Annotated in this window: 15 protein-coding genes; 1 reads left to right on the forward strand and 14 read right to left on the reverse strand. The window is 64.9% G+C overall.

Going from position 1 to position 15,008, the window contains the following annotated elements:
• Positions 1-30: 30 nt before the first annotated feature.
• From M1247_RS23355 to M1247_RS23370, 4 genes are all read right to left on the reverse strand, one after another.
• Entirely contained in the window at positions 31-1,266 is a 1,236-nt protein-coding gene (locus M1247_RS23355) for a cytochrome P450 (RefSeq protein ID WP_317158767.1), read from the reverse strand.
• Between the two features lie 23 nt (positions 1,267-1,289).
• Positions 1,290-1,484, reverse strand: a complete 195-nt coding sequence (locus M1247_RS23360) for a ferredoxin (protein WP_317158768.1) — start codon at positions 1,482-1,484, stop codon at positions 1,290-1,292.
• A complete protein-coding gene (locus tag M1247_RS23365; protein WP_317158769.1) occupies positions 1,481-2,167 on the reverse strand; it encodes a TetR/AcrR family transcriptional regulator in 687 nt (228 codons plus the stop codon). The genes M1247_RS23360 and M1247_RS23365 overlap by 4 nt, the downstream gene beginning before the upstream one ends.
• Positions 2,168-2,239: 72 nt before the next feature.
• The gene (locus M1247_RS23370; RefSeq protein ID WP_317158770.1) at positions 2,240-3,094 is read right to left on the reverse strand and encodes an SDR family NAD(P)-dependent oxidoreductase; all 855 of its coding nucleotides are present in this window, start codon (positions 3,092-3,094) and stop codon (positions 2,240-2,242) included.
• Positions 3,095-3,323: 229 nt separating this feature from the next.
• On the opposite strand from M1247_RS23370, the gene M1247_RS23375 reads away from it, so the two are divergent.
• Positions 3,324-3,728, forward strand: a complete 405-nt coding sequence (locus tag M1247_RS23375; protein WP_317158771.1) for a nuclear transport factor 2 family protein — start codon at positions 3,324-3,326, stop codon at positions 3,726-3,728.
• A gap of 34 nt (positions 3,729-3,762) precedes the next feature.
• Here M1247_RS23375 and M1247_RS23380 read toward each other — a convergent pair whose 3' ends face one another.
• From M1247_RS23380 to M1247_RS23425, 10 genes are all read right to left on the reverse strand, one after another.
• Positions 3,763-4,965 carry a cytochrome P450 gene (locus M1247_RS23380; protein WP_317158772.1) on the reverse strand — a complete coding sequence of 401 codons (1,203 nt, stop codon included), beginning with the start codon at positions 4,963-4,965 and terminating at the stop codon, positions 3,763-3,765.
• 157 nt (positions 4,966-5,122) lie between these two features.
• The gene (locus tag M1247_RS23385) at positions 5,123-5,932 is read right to left on the reverse strand and encodes an SDR family NAD(P)-dependent oxidoreductase (RefSeq protein ID WP_317158773.1); all 810 of its coding nucleotides are present in this window, start codon (positions 5,930-5,932) and stop codon (positions 5,123-5,125) included.
• Between the two features lie 145 nt (positions 5,933-6,077).
• Positions 6,078-6,917, reverse strand: coding sequence for an alpha/beta fold hydrolase (locus tag M1247_RS23390; RefSeq protein WP_317158774.1), 840 nt, complete (start codon positions 6,915-6,917; stop codon positions 6,078-6,080).
• On the reverse strand, positions 6,914-7,507 hold the full coding sequence (locus M1247_RS23395; protein WP_317158775.1) for an NADPH-dependent FMN reductase: 594 nt from the start codon (positions 7,505-7,507) through the stop codon (positions 6,914-6,916). The genes M1247_RS23390 and M1247_RS23395 overlap by 4 nt, the downstream gene beginning before the upstream one ends.
• Positions 7,508-7,514: 7 nt before the next feature.
• A complete protein-coding gene (locus M1247_RS23400; protein ID WP_410506926.1) occupies positions 7,515-8,501 on the reverse strand; it encodes a cyclase family protein in 987 nt (328 codons plus the stop codon).
• A 25-nt stretch (positions 8,502-8,526) separates the two neighbouring features.
• The gene (locus M1247_RS23405) at positions 8,527-9,345 is read right to left on the reverse strand and encodes a coniferyl-alcohol dehydrogenase (RefSeq protein WP_317158777.1); all 819 of its coding nucleotides are present in this window, start codon (positions 9,343-9,345) and stop codon (positions 8,527-8,529) included.
• 2 nt (positions 9,346-9,347) lie between these two features.
• Positions 9,348-10,655: an LLM class flavin-dependent oxidoreductase gene (locus M1247_RS23410; RefSeq protein ID WP_317158778.1), complete on the reverse strand. Its 1,308-nt coding sequence runs from the start codon at positions 10,653-10,655 to the stop codon at positions 9,348-9,350.
• Between the two features lie 15 nt (positions 10,656-10,670).
• The gene (locus M1247_RS23415; protein WP_317158779.1) at positions 10,671-12,464 is read right to left on the reverse strand and encodes an FAD-binding protein; all 1,794 of its coding nucleotides are present in this window, start codon (positions 12,462-12,464) and stop codon (positions 10,671-10,673) included.
• Positions 12,461-13,381 carry a 3-carboxyethylcatechol 2,3-dioxygenase gene (locus tag M1247_RS23420; RefSeq protein WP_317158869.1) on the reverse strand — a complete coding sequence of 307 codons (921 nt, stop codon included), beginning with the start codon at positions 13,379-13,381 and terminating at the stop codon, positions 12,461-12,463. Before M1247_RS23420 ends, M1247_RS23415 begins: the two co-directional genes overlap by 4 nt.
• Positions 13,329-15,008, reverse strand: a complete 1,680-nt coding sequence (locus M1247_RS23425) for a bifunctional 3-(3-hydroxy-phenyl)propionate/3-hydroxycinnamic acid hydroxylase (protein WP_317158780.1) — start codon at positions 15,006-15,008, stop codon at positions 13,329-13,331. Before M1247_RS23425 ends, M1247_RS23420 begins: the two co-directional genes overlap by 53 nt.

Here is a 15,008-nt window from a genome sequence, read left to right on the forward strand (position 1 = left end):
GTCAGGGCTGAACAGTCGGTTCGCTTCCGGTTACCAGGCGACGGGAAGTTCGTAGACGCCGTAGGCGAGACGGTCGTGTTTGAACGGCACCTCGTCGAACGGGATGGCCAGACGCATCGTCGGAATGCGGCGCAGCAGGGTGTGGAACACGATCTGAAGTTCGGCGCGGGCGAGCTGTTGGCCGACGCATTGGTGACGGCCGTACCCGAATCCGAGTTGCTGCCCGGCGTCGCGGCTCAGGTCGAGCTTGTCGGGTTGCGGATAGGCCTTGGCATCCCAGTTGGCCGGGGCCAGGTCGATGATGATGCCCTCGCCGCCGCGGATGGTCTCCCCACTGATCTCGATGTCCTCGATGGCCACCCGGCGCTGACCGTTCTGAATGATCGACAGGTACCGCATCAGTTCCTCGACCGCATTCGCGATCACCTTGGGATCCTCGGCATTGCGCAGGAACTCGGCCTGTTCAGGGTTCTGCAACAGGGCCAGCACGCCGATCCCGATCATGTTGGCCGTCGTCTCGTGCCCGGCGATCAACAGGCCCGTGCCCAGCTGGGCGGCCTCCTTGACGTCGATCTCGCCGGCCGTCACGCGCTCGGCCAGATCTGACACCGCGTCCTCGGCGGGATCTGCCATCTTGGCCTCGACAAGGTCGCACAGATACTTGGACAGGCTCATGCCCTTGGCCATGGTGTCTTCGGCCTTGGCGTACCGGTCCAGGCCGACGTTGGCATGATGTTGGAAGAACTCGTGGTCTTCATATGGCACGCCGAGCATCTCGCTGATCACCAGTGTCGGAACCGGCAACGCCAGCGCGGCGACGATGTCTGCCGGTTGCGGGCCGGCCAGGATCGCGTCGATGTGGTCGTCGGTCACCTTCTGGATCGTGGCCCGCAAACCTTCGACGCGCTTGAAGGTGAACGGCTTAGACAGCATCCGGCGGAACCGGGTGTGTTCTTCGGCGTCCGAGGTGAACACCGACCGCGGCCGCTTGTTCACCGTGGATACCATCATCTCGTTCCAGTGGGGAAAGCCCGAACGCCGATCGTCCACGCTGACCCTGGCGTCTGCGAAGAGCGTCCGCGCCTCCTCGTGGCCGGTGATCAGCCACGGCGTGCTGCCGTCCCAGATCCGCACTCGGGACAGACCTTTGGCTCTACCGAGCTCGAGCACCTGGGGCGGCGGTGCGAATGGGCACGCGGAGTCGCGCTCGATCGGATAGTCGGGGATGTCGGTGGTCGCCGTGGTATCGGTCAGTGTCTCGGACATGGGGATCAGTTCATTCCTCGGTGTCAGTCTTGGATGTCGATGGCCAGAGCTGGGCAGGCCGCCGCCGCACGGCGGGCGTTGTCGGTGTGGTCGGGACCGGGGTTGGGTTCGAGCAGAACCACGACACCGTCCTCGTCGCGTTGGTCGAACACCTCGCTCGCGTTGAGCACACACTGGCCCGACGAGACGCACTTGTCTTGGTCGACGGTGACTTTCACGTCAGATCACGCCCTTCGGTGACCGGCGCCTGCCACAGCCCCACAATCGCGTCGACGAGGCCGTAAGCCGCGGCGGGCCATGTCGACCGGGGCGCATTGACTCCCTGGGCCAGTGCGCGTTCGCGGTCGGCACAGCTGTGCATCAGCAGGTTGCGGGCCATGATGTTGCGCTCGGCACGGACCTCGGCGGGCAGATCCGGCAGACAGCTGTTCATTCCATCGATGACCTGCACCAGCGACGGCGAGCTGAGGGCATCCCGTACCACGATGCTGTGGTACGCGGGATCGGTCATCACCTGGGCCGCGAACCTGGCATACCACGTCGGGTTCCCCAGGGCGGCAAGGTGATCAGTGAGGGGACGGACCAAACACCCGACCCAGTCCCGCAGGTCGGCAGAATCGCCCGCCCCGTCCACCATCTGCTCACGCAACTGCTCGATCGGCCCGCGGTGCTTGTGTTCTATCGCGCGCACCAGATCGGTCTTGGTGCCGAAGTGATAGCCCACTGCGGCGTTGTTACCCTGCCCGGCCGCCTCGCTGACCTGGCGGTTCGATACCGCGAACACCCCGTGCTCGGCGTAGAGCCGCTCGGCCGCCTTCAGGATCGCTTCCTGCGTGCTGCTGACCCGATCGGCCCGGGCCGTCCGACTGACTGTCGTCACCGGTTCAGTGAACCTCGACATCATCTTTAAGTCAAGTGATTGAATTAAGCAATCGGCCGAACGCGGGTGGGTCCCTGTCGGACGCGGCGAACCTCAACCGCGCGAGGCCGCGATCTCCTCCTGCTCGACCACGTCGAAGGCGTCCAGCACAGGCTGCTGGTAGGTGTCGATCCAGACCTGCCGTTGGGAGGAATGGTCAAAGACGATGCGGCGATCGTTGGTGATCGCCCGCAGGACCATCGGCGCAATCACCTCTGGGGCCAGCATCCGCAGGCTGTCCTGAACGAATTCCTCGGGCACCCGCACCGGCGCCGCTTTGGGGCCGCCGAAACGCGTCGGTCGATAGCGTTCATTGTTGTCTTTCATCCCTGTCGCGACGCCGCCCGGGCAATACACCGTGGTGTTGATGTCGTGCGGGGCGAGCTCGGCCCCCAGGTTCAACATCAACCCGACCACACCGAGCTTGGCCGATGAGTAGGGCGCCTGACTGGGGAGCCAGGCCGGAAACATGCCGGATACCGACGACGTCGCCAACAGGTGCCCACCTTTTCCCGCCGCGATCATGCCGGGCAGAAACGACTGCACACAGTAGAGCGTGCCCATCAGATTGACATGGACAATCCAGTCGACGTCGGCATCTGACATCTCGACCAGAGGCTCGAATGAGGTGGCCCCGGCATTCGCGATCAACAGTGAGATCGCGCCGAGCTCACCTTGCGCCTCGGTCCTCATCGCGTCGATCGAACCACGCTCGCAGACATCACATTCCAATGCAATCGCGGTGCCGCCTTCGTCCGTTATCTCGCGTGCCACGCGTTCGGCGTTGGCCGGCATGATGTCGGCGACACCCACTGCCGCGCCTTGTCTGGCGAGTTCGATCGCCAGTGCCCTGCCGATGCCGCTGCCACCACCGGTGACAACGGCGGCGCGATCTTTGATCTCGGTCATCTGTAGACTTTTCCTGTAGTAGTTCGCTTTTGAGCATCAGCGGAGGCGTCCAGGGGCATCCGCCAAGTTCCCAAACCCAAGCCGGTGATCGGGTTAGAGTTTCGCGGTCCGGCGTCATCGACGAACCAGTCCAAACTTACTGGCATACACCATGATACAACCCGACTGCAGGCCCAATCGGATTAATGGAAGGTAGGCCGGAACAACTATGACAGCACAGGAAGCAGACATGACGGACCTCAAATCGCTGACAGAACAGAACCGTTCGCTCATCGAACGCTTCTATGCGGCAGGTGCCCGCGGTGATATCGAGACCATGATGTGCTGCCTGGCCGATGACGTCGTCACCTACGAGCCGCCTTACCTGCCATTCGGCGGGGAATACCGAGGCAAAGAGGCACTATCGGCCATCTACGCGGCGGTCGCACAGGTGGCGGACGTAACGCAGTTCAAAATTCACGACATTGTCGTCGACGGTGATCGGGCGGTCACCTTCGGCGGATACCCCCTCACCGATACCGGGCAGTTCACGCGCTTCGCCGAAGAAACCCGGTTGGTGGACGGGAAGATCGCCGAGATCCGCGTCTATTACCACGACGCGCAGTCGATGGTGGCGGCGACCGAATCCGGTTGAGCTGGTCGGCCCGTTGTCGAAGTGACGACACGGGTCAGCGCAGCACAGCCGGCATCGATTCCCAGCCCCGCACAGCCGAAGTCGATGTCAACGCGGCTTTGTCGAGCTCGACATCCCACTCGGGGAATCGCTTCAAGATCTCCTCCAGCGCGATCCTTCCCTCGAGACGGGCCAGCGCCGAGCCGAGGCAGTAGTGGGCACCGCGGCCGAACCCCAGGTGCTGAGGTGAACGCCGATGGATGTTAAAAACATCGCCGTCCGGCGGGAATTGACGATGATCGCGATTGGCCGCGCCGAGCATCAGCAGCATCACACTGCCGGCAGGCACCGTCTGTCCATAGTATTCGACATCGCGCGTGACATACCGGGCCATGTTCGGGCCCGACGGTTCATAGCGCACAAGTTCCTCAATGGCCTTGGGTATCAGTGAGTTGTCTTCGGCAAGCTGGCGCCGCTGCTCTGGATGTTCAGCCAGCACCTTGCCCATCCAGCCGATCAGCCGGTTGGTGGTCTCGTTGCCTGCGCCGACGACCAGGCTTGCGTAGGCACGGAGTTCGTCACGCGTCAGTCGTCGGGTGGTGCCGTGTTCGTCGGCGAACTCGACGCCGGCCAGCTCCGAGATGATGTCATCCGACGGATTCTCCACTCGCCAGTCGACATACCCCGCAAAAAGCTCCCCCGCGTCGATGGCCTCCGGGGCCACTTCCATGGGGCGACCAGCCTCCGTGCGCAGGTTGTCATCCCAGCGTTTCCGGACGGCCTCCTGATCACCCTCGGGCATCCCCAACAGCATGCCGATAACCTGCATCGGCATCCGCGCGCCGAGGTCGGCCACAAAGTCGAAACGTCCGCTGCCGACCAAGGGATCCAAACAGTCGGCACAGAATTCGCGGATCTTGGCTTCGAGTGCGCTGATCTTGCGTGGCGTGAACATTCGGGCCAGCAGCTTGCGATGGATGTCGTGGATAGGAGGATCCTCGAAAATGATGAAGCCCGGCGGGATGTCAATATTGGCCTTGACGGTCTCCAACACGTCACCACGGGCCGAGCTGAATGTTCTGACATCGACAGCCGCACTGTCGACGTCCGCGAATCGGCTCAGCGCGTAGAAATCATACTCGCTGTTGTAGTACAGCGGCGCTTCCTCCCGGAGACGTCCATACGTCTCATACGGATTCGCATTCAGCTCAACGTCGTACGGGTCATAACAGACATCGGTTGCCACTCTCACTGTCACGGATTCCGCCTTTCGCCACCACCAGGACTCCACCGAGAATCGGTCGTCACGACCCTCTCGTCGCAACGACCAACTGTACAACAGTGTTCTACTTTTAGCCCGGCGTAGCAATTTTGTTATTGTCAGGCGCGCCCCGGCTATACGGACACGGCTACCGCTACGACTTCGGCTTGCGGGAGGCCACCTTGCCCGCGACCGTTCCGCCGTCGATGGGCAACACCGTGCCGGTGACGTAGCGCGACCGGTCCCCTGCGAAATACAGTGCCGCCTCCGCCACGTCCTCGACGGTGCCTTCCCGCTTGAGTGGGCGGTCGGCGCGCATCTGCGCCCGGATACCTTCTTCGAACTGTTCCAACCGCTCACGGTCCTCGGCAGATGCGGATTTCGAGACGATCGCGGTCCGGATATTGCCGGGCGCGATGGCATTCACCCGAATCTCATGATGCGCCAGTTCGATCGCGGCAGATTTGGTGAACTGGATGACGGCGGCCTTGGACGCCCGATAGGTCATCACGCCCCCGCCCGCCTGGATGCCACCGATCGAGGTCAGGTTGATGATCGATCCGCCGCCGTGCTCCGCCATCCGGCGGGCCGCATCCCGCGTCCCTGCCATCACGCCGAGCACGTTCACTCCCATCACCTGGTGGAAGTCGGCGAGAGTGTCGTCGAGAAAGCGGCGGTGCATGGTGCCGGACACGCCGGCGTTGTTGACCATGATGTGCAAACCACCGAACCGCTGGACGGCCGCGTTCACCAACGCGCCGACCTGGTCGGGATCGGAGACATCGGTCGCGACGAAGTCGGTGCCCTCGCCGAGTTCGTCGGCCAGCGCCGCGCCGCGGTCTGTCTCGACGTCACCGATCATCACGCGCGCACCCTCGGCGGCGAAGCGGCGTACCAACCCCTCGCCCAGACCCGATGCGCCACCGGTGACCACTGCTACTTTTCCAGCCAGTTCGTTGCTCATGTAGGCCGCAAGCCCTTTCTCCTCAGCCGCAGAGGGCGACGCTTCGACTCAACCCGTTCCGCGAAGTTCAGTCAAGCGACTGCTTTAACTGAGAACGACCGCTCAACCGTCCTGAAGGATCACCGCCATCACGCGGCGCCGCGGCCTACCGCGCGATGCGGGCGCGCTGAGGCGCCAGGAAATCCACGAGCGCCCGGTTGACGGCATCCGCCTGCTCGATCTGCGGACAGTGCCCCGCCGCCGGAACGACGACGCTGCGGGCGCCGGCGATCTGCCCTGCGATCTCGGCTGCCCAGCCGGCGGGCAGCAGCTTGTCACCCTCACCTTCGAGGATCAGCGTGGGAACTGAGATGCGGTCGTACTCGCGCCGTGACGACGGACTGGCAGGCGCCGCCAACCCTGGCCGACGGAACCGGGCTGCCGCCAAGGCTTCCCACGCTCCCGGCGCGATGCTCGACTCATAGCGTCTGAGCACATATGCGTCGTCGGCGGGGTAAGAGGGATCGGCGAACAGGGCCGTGACGATGCGGCGCATCCCCTCGACGGTGGCATCGTATTCGTACAGCGCCGTCATATGCTCGTTTCGCTGGATCTCCCCTCCCCCGCAGATCGCCACCATCGACCGGATCGGGAGTCGTGGGGCGGCCGACGTCGCATCGACGAGCATGTTGATCGCGCCCATCGAATTGCCGACGAAATGTGCTGAGGTCACGCCCAGTTCGGCGCAGAATCGCGCGATGTGGCGGATCCGCATCCCACGGCCGTCATTGAAGTCGACAACTTTCGCGCTCTGCCCGAAACCCAGCATGTCCGGCGCCAGCACCCGGTAATGCTCGGCCAGCGCCCCGATGGTGTGCTCCCAGCCGAGTTCGGCGCTGACCCCGAACTCACCGCCGTGCAGTAACACCACGAGGTCACCGGTTCCGGCTTCGAGGTAGCTGGTGGTCAGTCCGTCGATGTCGACGGTGTGGCGCTGGAAGGTCATCGAGCGGCTCCGCCGGACCGGGCGAACGTGAGCACCTGGTTGGCCAGCATGTCGAGTTGGTTGCGCACCGAACCGTCGGTCAATTCGCCCGTTTCACCCCAGATCTGGTCGGCTGAGTTGATCGCCACGCCCAACGGTGTCGGCCAGGCCCGCAATGCATGGCCGATCGAACGCAGTTGTCCCAGCGTGCCGACCGCGGCCTGCCACCCGTACGCGCAGCTGATGCAGCCCCACGGGGTGTTGTCCAGATACACCCTCGGGTCCTCCCGCAGATCCTCGATGTAGTCCAGGGCGTTCTTCACCAGACCCGAGATGGCACCGTGATAGCCGGGTGAGCCGACGACCACGGCGTCGGCGTCGCGCAGCGCCTTGACGAGTTCGAGTGCGGCCGGTGTGCGATCCAGCGAATGTGGCGCATACATCGGCAGATCGAGATCGGGACCGGCGAACATCCGGGTCCGGCCGCCCTGATGTTCCACGGATGCCAGGCAGTACCGCACCGCGCGCTCGGTCGATGAATTCGCTCGCAAGGTTCCGCCGAGACCGACCACGAACGGCACTTTTGTGGGGGGCGGTTCAGTAGACGTCATGGTCTCCTCATTTGATCGCAATGGGATTCACCGGGGAACCCACTGCTCCGGTCACGCGTAGCGGCGGCGCAATCAGTTGAAATTCGTACACGCCGTCGGCCGCACAGTCCGCGGACAGGGCAGCCAGATCCCAGTATTCGCCCAGCATCAGACCCATGTCACGCAGACACAGCATGTGCATGGGCAGGAAGGTGCCCTCGACCCCGGCGGCCGGATCGGGATCCTCCACCATCAGGTTGTCGGCGGCCACCGCTGCTACCTCGTGGTCGTGCAGCCACGAAGCGCACCGCCAGTCCAGCCCGGAACCGGGCTCTGTCCCGTCGCCGGTGGACAGGAAGCGGGTCCACCACCCGGTGTGTACGACCACGATGTCGCCACGCCCGATCGTGACACCTTGTGCTACGGCCACCTCGTCGAGTTCGGCCGGTGTCACGGGGTTTCCGGGTTCCAGGAACATCTCGACACCCCGGTGGGCGACCACATCGAGCAGCACACCGCGGCTGGTGATGCCCTTACCGTCCACCTTGTCGATCCCACAGTGGAACGCTCCGAAGCTGGTCACCGAATCGGCCGGAAATCCGTTGTAGAGCTTGTCCTCGTAGTACACGTGGGAGAGCGCATCCCACTGGGTTGCGGCCTGCAGCGGCATCACGATCATGTCGTCGTTGAACCGGAACGGGTTGTCGACGAAGAACTCGCTGACCTGATGGGCCACCGAGTTGCGCAGCCACTGTGGCCCATACTGCGCGAGGGTGTTCGCGTCGCCGCCGTCGACGGTCATCACGTGGGTGGGGTTCTGCCGGAACTGGAACGCGCCCTGCGGCCCTGCCGAACCGAAGTCGCCACCGAGCGCGAACACCTTGCCTGCCTTGACCAGTGCCGCCGCTTCGGTGACCTTGTCGGCGGTGATGAAGTTCAGCGTCCCCAACTCGTCGGCACCACCCCAGCGGCCCCAATTGCGGACGTCGTCGGCGACTCGCCGGAAGTCACTCATATTCGCCATGTTTCACCATTTCGCTTCACTGTCGCGGTACCGATCCGGCGAGGTCGGTATCGCCCATGGTGCCACCGTCCACCCAGATCACCTGACCGGTGATGTAGCTGGCTGCCGCGCTGTTCAAAAAGGCCAGGACGCTGGCCTGTTCGTCTGGTCCGGCGACCCGGCCCAGTGGTGTCCGGAAGGCGGTCAGGAAGTCCGGTCCGTACGCGGTCCGTAGCTGATCGAGGATCGGTGTATCGGTCACCCCCGGCGCGGTGCAGTTGATCCGGATCCCCTTCGCGCCCAGCGCGGCGACATTGGCCATCCCGTAGAGGATGATCGCCTCCTTGGAGAGCCGGTAACCACCACCGTCGGCGACCGCCTCCGGATGGTGGCTGCACCATTCGATCCCGTCGGCGATTGATTGGGTGCCGAGCAGACCCGCGGTGACCGCGGCGTTCTCGCGGTATGCCGATGCTGCCAACGACGATACGTTGGCGATCGAGGATCCGGGCGGCATCGCGGGCACCAACGCCTCGGTGAAGTAGCGGGTACCGAGGAAGTTGATCCGGACCACCAGCAGCGGGTCGCCGATACCCGAGGACACCCCGGCCACATTGAACAGCGCATCAACCGTCCCACCGATCCTGGAGACCGCGGCGTCGATCGACGCCGGATCGGCCAGGTCGACCGGATGAAACTCACTCAGCTCCAGATTCGGGCGATTCACGTCCAGGCCCACCACGTCCGCGCCGAGTTCGGTCAGCTGGCTCACCAGGTGCGCGCCGATGCCCGACGCACACCCGGTCACCACGACCCGGCGTCCGTCGTAGCGCCACAGTTCGTCGATCTGTCCCACGGTCAACGCGTCTCGCGCTCGGCCTTCTCGTCTTTCGCCGCCTGCACCCGGCCCTCGTTCATCTCGGCCATCGCCTCGGGAATCTCGCTGGCGGTGAACTTGCCGCCACGGCCGGTGGGCAGCCCGCCGAATGAGTAGCTCTCGTCGAACCCGGGGGCCAGTGACGGTTCCCGACGGGCCTCGACCTTCTCCAGAACCGGTTCCAGCCGCTTGTCTTTCGCCGCAACGGCTTTCGCATCCCGTTCGATGAATTCGGGTAGCACCTCCTTGCCCATCAGCTCGATGGACTCCATGGTGCCCTCGTGACTGCGCGGATTGAGCAGCAGGATGATCTCGTCGACACCGCTCTCCTCGTAGCCGCGCAGGAACTCGCGCACGGTCTCGGGAGAGCCGATCGCACCGCGGCCGGGACCGTAGGCCAACGACGGATCCTGTTCGACCTCCTTGAGGTACCGCTCCCAGACCTGGGTGCGGCCGGGGGTGTGCTCACCGGTCATGTAGTAGTGCATGATCCCGAACGAGAAGAACCCGCCGCCGAGGCCGAGTCGCTGTACGGCCTGCTCGTCGGTCTTGGCCACCATCATCGACAGGTCGCCGCCGATGGCGAGGATGTTCGGGTTCATCAGCGGCGTGACCGGTGACCCGTTCTCCTCGAACTCCCGGTAGTAACCGTCCACCCGCTCCTTGAGCGGTCCCGGGCCGGTGTAGGCGAAACTCAAGGCACCGATGGCCTTCTGGGCTGCCATCTGCACCGAGGACGGTCTTGTGCAGGCCACCCACACCGGCGGGTGTGGTCGCTGCGCCGGCTTCGGTACGACGTTGCGCGCAGGCATTTCGATGTGCTGCCCCTTGAAGCCCGTGAACGGCTCCTCGGTCATACACCGGATCGAAACCTCGAGCGCTTCCTCCCACTGGGTGCGCTTGTCGGCGGGGTCGATGCCGAAACCGCCGAGCTCACCGACCGACGAGGATTCGCCGGTGCCGAACTCCACCCGGCCGCCGGAGATCAGGTCGAGAGTCGAGACGCGCTCGGCCACGCGCGCGGGGTGGTTGACCGCGGGCGGCAGGTGCATGATGCCGAAGCCCAGCCGGATGTCCTTGGTGCGCTGGCTCGCCGCGGACAGGAAGATCTCCGGCGCGGTGGCGTGGCAGTACTCCTCCAGGAAGTGGTGCTCGGTGAGCCAGACAGTGGAGAAGCCGGCCTTGTCGGCGGCCTCGACCTCCGCCAGCCCGTCGAGGAACAGTTCACGCTCGTCGTCTTGGGTCCACGGGCGGGGCAGGGCGAACTCGTAGAAGAGTGAGATCTTCATATTTTCCTTTTCCTCCTAGGAAATCCGGTGCTGAACTGAGCTGTCGGCTTTCGTACCGTCGTCGACGGCGTGTGCGGCCGATTGAGCCGCGGCGTGCTTGGCTGCCACATAGCCGAACGTCATCGCCGGACCGATGGTGGCCCCGGCGCCCGCGTAGCTGCGGCCCATGACCGCCGCCGAGGCATTGCCGACCGCATACAGACCCACCACCACGGTCTCGTCATCGCGCAGTACCCGGGCGTGTTCGTCGGTGCGCAGCCCGCCCGAGGTGCCCAGGTCTCCGAGGATGATCTGGAACGCGTAGTACGGCGGTTTGCCCAGCGGTCGCAGGTTCGGGTTCGGCAGCGTCGGATCGCCGTAGTAGTTGTCGTAAGCGCTGTCACCACGGCTGAAGTCGTCGTCGTGACCGGCGCGGGCGAGTTGGTTGAACCGTTCGGCGGTGGCCCGCAGATTCTCGACCGGCACACCGATCTTGCCGGCCAGGTCCTCCCAGCTCTGTGCCTCCTGCACCACCCCCGACTCCAGCCAGGCTTTCGGCACCTTGCGGCCGGTGGGCACCGGCGCGAACGGAATCCTCGGGATGGGCAGGTGCCCGGCCACCACGTACCGGTGGAACGAGTCGATGTCGGTGATCAGCCAGCACGGGATGTGTTGCGCGGCCTTGTCCCCGTCGCTTCGGCCGCCCAGCGCAGCCTGCTGGCCCTTGATCATGGCGTGCGCGAAGTCCATGTAGGGCGCGGCCTCGTTGATGAAGCGCTTGCCGTCCCCGTTGACCACGAATTGTGCGGGCATCATCCGCTCGTTGAGCATGAACTGCAGTCGGCCGTCGGGCCAGCAGATGGCCGGAAACCACCACGCCTCGTCGAGCAGATCGGTTGCTCCGCCGACCTTTTCACCGGCCCGGATCCCGTCTCCGGTGGCCGCGGGATTCCCGAAACTCCAATCCTTCTCCAGAACCGGCAGATGTTCCTTGCGCCAGGCCATGTCGTGATCGAATCCGCCGGAGGCCAGGATCACTCCACGCCGTGCCCGGATACGTAGGGGCCTGCCGTCACGTTCGACGACCGCGCCCAGTACCGCACCGTCTGCGCCGGTGATGAGCTCGGTCATCGGCGCGTTGAGCCACAGCGGGATGTCGTGCTGCTTCATCGCCAGCCGCAGCCGAGCCGCAAGCGACTGGCCGATGGCAGCCATCCGGTCGCCGAACACCCTCGCCCGGAACATCCGCCAGATCAGCTTCACCAACACGGCCTTGCCCCGCCAGTTCTGCCGGACCTGATAGAACAGCCGGAGGTCCTTGGGAGCGAACCAGATTCCCTTGGGCGCCAAGGCCAGCGGGGTCAGGAGGTAGCGCTCATCCTCGCCGAGCTTACGCAGGTCGATCGCCGGGACGTTGATCGTGCTGCCCTGGGCCGAGCCGCCGGGCAACTCCGGATAGTAGTCGGCATAACCGGGCTTCCAGACGAACTCGAACCAGTTGCTGGTGCGCTCCAGGAAGTCCATCATCTCCGGGGCTGCCTCGACATACCGACGCAGCCTGGCGTCGCTGACCGTGCCTTCGGTGATGACCCTGAGGTACTCCAACACCCCCTCGGGTGAGGGCACGTAGCCGGCCCGGCGCTGCGCGGGTGCACCAGGTACCCAGATCCCGCCGCCGGACAGTGCGGTGGAGCCGCCGAATTGGGAGGATTTCTCGATGACGAGCGCGTCGAGACCGGCCCCGTCGGCGGTCAGCGCGGCGGTCATGCCGCCACCGCCTGAGCCGACCACCAACAGGTCTACGGTTTCGTCGAAGTCATCTGCATTCACTGGATTCCCACCGCCGTCCTGATAGCGAAGCCTGCGATCAATTCCGGTGCCGCCCGGTAGAAGTGGCGCCCGGTCCGGTAGCGACCCTGGGCTGCCAGCGCCGCGAACGCGGCCACCCAGGTCCGGATTTCGTGCGCCGAGTTGCCGCCCTCGGACGCGATGAACGAGTTGGTCCAGCCGTCGAGGTCGGCGAGCCTGCCTTCATCGAAAATCTCCAGCAGGCTGTGGTCCCAGTCCGGGTTCAACGGCCGCAGCGGGCTCCGGCCGTGGGCGAAGTCGTGTGCCGCCTGAGCGACGGCCTCCTGCCTGGCCATTCGCTGCTCGTCGGTCATCGGTGCACCGTGCACAATCCGGTCCAGTGCCGCGGGTGGCGCGGTGGCCAGCGTCGGAACCGGCGGATCATGTGACAGACCACCGGATCCCAACACCAACACCCGCATGTCGAGGGTACTCAGGTACGCCCCGACCGCGGCGCCGAGCGCGCGGGACCGCGCCAGCGGGCCCAGCGGTGTGGCGACGGAGTTGATGAAGATCGGCACCACCGGACGTGCCGTCGCCGAACCGAACAGTTCCTGTAACGGCTGTACGGTGCCGTGGTCGACATCCATGCACGACGAGACGGCGATGTCGACGCCGGACCGCCACACGGCCTGCGCACACGCGTCGGCGATGTCACCTGCAACATCCAGCGGACCCTTGTGGGTGCCATAGTCCCCCACACCGTTGGCAGCGGTGCCGATACAGAACGGCGGCATCAGGCGGTAGAAGAACCCGTTGTAGTGGTCCGGCGAGAACGTCACGACCAGTTGAGGGTCGAAGTCGGAGACGAAGTCCCGAGCCGCTGCCAACCCGGATGCCAGGTCGTCAAGAAGTTCGGCCGACGGTCCCGGAAGATTCAGCAGTGGACTGTGGGACATACAGCACAGGGCTACTGGCACGGTTTCCTCCTTCCTGCCTCAGATGCAGAACGTCGGCGAGGGCGGCGCTCAGAGCCGGTGCACGCTGAGCGATGTCGGCTCCCGCGACGCACCGGTCCGGCCGCAGCACCAGTACAGATTCCGTATGCACGTCGAACCAGGATTTGAGCGCACCGGTGCGGTCACCGACGATCACCACGTCGGCGTCGTCGTGACCGGCCCAATGAAGTTGTGTCAGCGGGCGCGCCGCGATGAACGTGGCCCCCAGTGCTTTCCACTGCCCGAAGGCATCGTCATCGAGCAATGCCCGCGGATTGTTGTTCCAGCACAGCACCGCAAATCCCGGGCCGATCACGTCGTCGAGCAGGACGTTCGTCTGTTCGCGGGTATCCACCCGGGGCTGGATGAACAGCGTGCCCACCGGCGAGGTCGGCCCGGGCGGCTTCGGATGGTAGACCGCACCCTGTTCGTAGCGGGGCATCGGTTTGAACCGCATCTCCAGCACGTAACGTTTGAGCGACGGCACCACAGAGGCACCGCGAATGAGGCGGTCCCGCAATGCCGCAACGCGGCGGTTGGTCGGCGAGATGACGCGCCCGACCATGGTGGACAGGTCGATCATGGCCCTGGCGTGTTTGCGTCGCTCGGCATCGTAACTGTCCAGGAGGGCATCATCGGCGTGCCCGTTGACCACTGCGGCCAGCTTCCAGCCGAGATTGGCCGCGTCACGGATGCCACTGTTGTACCCCTGGCCCTGCCACACCGGCATGAGGTGCGCGGCGTCTCCGGCGAGCAGCATCCGTCCGTTGCGGAACGCTCCCGCGATGCGGGAGTGGTGGGTGTACACCCGTTGGCGGATCACGTCCACCTGCTCGGGGTACGGGACGAACGGGGCAAGCAGGTTGGCCACGAATGCCGGGGTGACGGCCTGTTCGTCGGTTTCATCGGCGTGAATCATGAACTCGAAGCGCCGGATTCCGTGCGCGATCGAAATCGAGGCGTAGGGCCGCTGCGGGTCGGCGCCGACCTCACTGTTGGGATGGCCCAGTGGATCGTTCGCGAGGTCGATCACCACCCAGCGGGTGGCCGAGGTGGTGCCGTCGAAGGACACCCCCATCAGGTGGCGGGTAGCACTGCGCCCGCCGTCGCAGCCGACCAGATACCGCGCCCGTACTGCGGGGACTTCGGCACCGAAGTGCACAATCACACCGTCGGCGGATTGACTGGCCGATTCCATCCGGTGGCCCCAACTGACCGCGACGTGCTCGAAGCGATCAAGCCCGGCCAGCAGTTCCGCATCAACCATGGGCTGGACGAAACCATTTCGTTTGGGCCAGCCGAATCGCGCATCGGGAGGCGCCATCTCGGCCAGCAGCCGACGCTTTCCGTCGTAGAACCGCAGAATCTGATTGGGCACGGTATGCGGCAAGATCCGCTCGACCAGACCGATGGACTGGAACGTGCGCAGGGATTCGTCGTCTAGTCCGACGCCGCGGGGATAGTCGATGACGGCATCCCGCTCGTCGGTCACCAGTGTGCGTACGCCCTGGACCCCAAGAATGTTCGCCAGCGTCAGCCCGACCGGTCCGGCACCGACGATGACCACGTCGACCTCTTGTTCTGACAC

This window comes from Mycobacterium appelbergii, assembly GCF_032883035.1.
In the GTDB taxonomy this organism is placed as follows: domain Bacteria; phylum Actinomycetota; class Actinomycetes; order Mycobacteriales; family Mycobacteriaceae; genus Mycobacterium; species Mycobacterium appelbergii.

Bases quoted from the DNA above. Each gene is read 5' to 3' on its own strand.
- M1247_RS23370 (WP_317158770.1), bottom strand. From the start codon at position 3,094: ATGACCGAGATCAAAGATCGCGCCGCCGTTGTCACCGGTGGTGGCAGC.
- M1247_RS23420 (WP_317158869.1), bottom strand. From the start codon at position 13,381: ATGTCCCACAGTCCACTGCTGAATCTTCCGGGACCGTCGGCCGAACTT.
- M1247_RS23395 (WP_317158775.1), bottom strand. From the start codon at position 7,507: ATGACGTCTACTGAACCGCCCCCCACAAAAGTGCCGTTCGTGGTCGGT.
- M1247_RS23375 (WP_317158771.1), top strand. From the start codon at position 3,324: ATGACGGACCTCAAATCGCTGACAGAACAGAACCGTTCGCTCATCGAA.
- M1247_RS23355 (WP_317158767.1), bottom strand. From the start codon at position 1,266: ATGTCCGAGACACTGACCGATACCACGGCGACCACCGACATCCCCGAC.
- M1247_RS23410 (WP_317158778.1), bottom strand. From the start codon at position 10,655: ATGAAGATCTCACTCTTCTACGAGTTCGCCCTGCCCCGCCCGTGGACC.
- M1247_RS23365 (WP_317158769.1), bottom strand. From the start codon at position 2,167: ATGTCGAGGTTCACTGAACCGGTGACGACAGTCAGTCGGACGGCCCGG.
- M1247_RS23390 (WP_317158774.1), bottom strand. From the start codon at position 6,917: ATGACCTTCCAGCGCCACACCGTCGACATCGACGGACTGACCACCAGC.
- M1247_RS23385 (WP_317158773.1), bottom strand. From the start codon at position 5,932: ATGAGCAACGAACTGGCTGGAAAAGTAGCAGTGGTCACCGGTGGCGCA.
- M1247_RS23400 (WP_410506926.1), bottom strand. From the start codon at position 8,501: ATGAGTGACTTCCGGCGAGTCGCCGACGACGTCCGCAATTGGGGCCGC.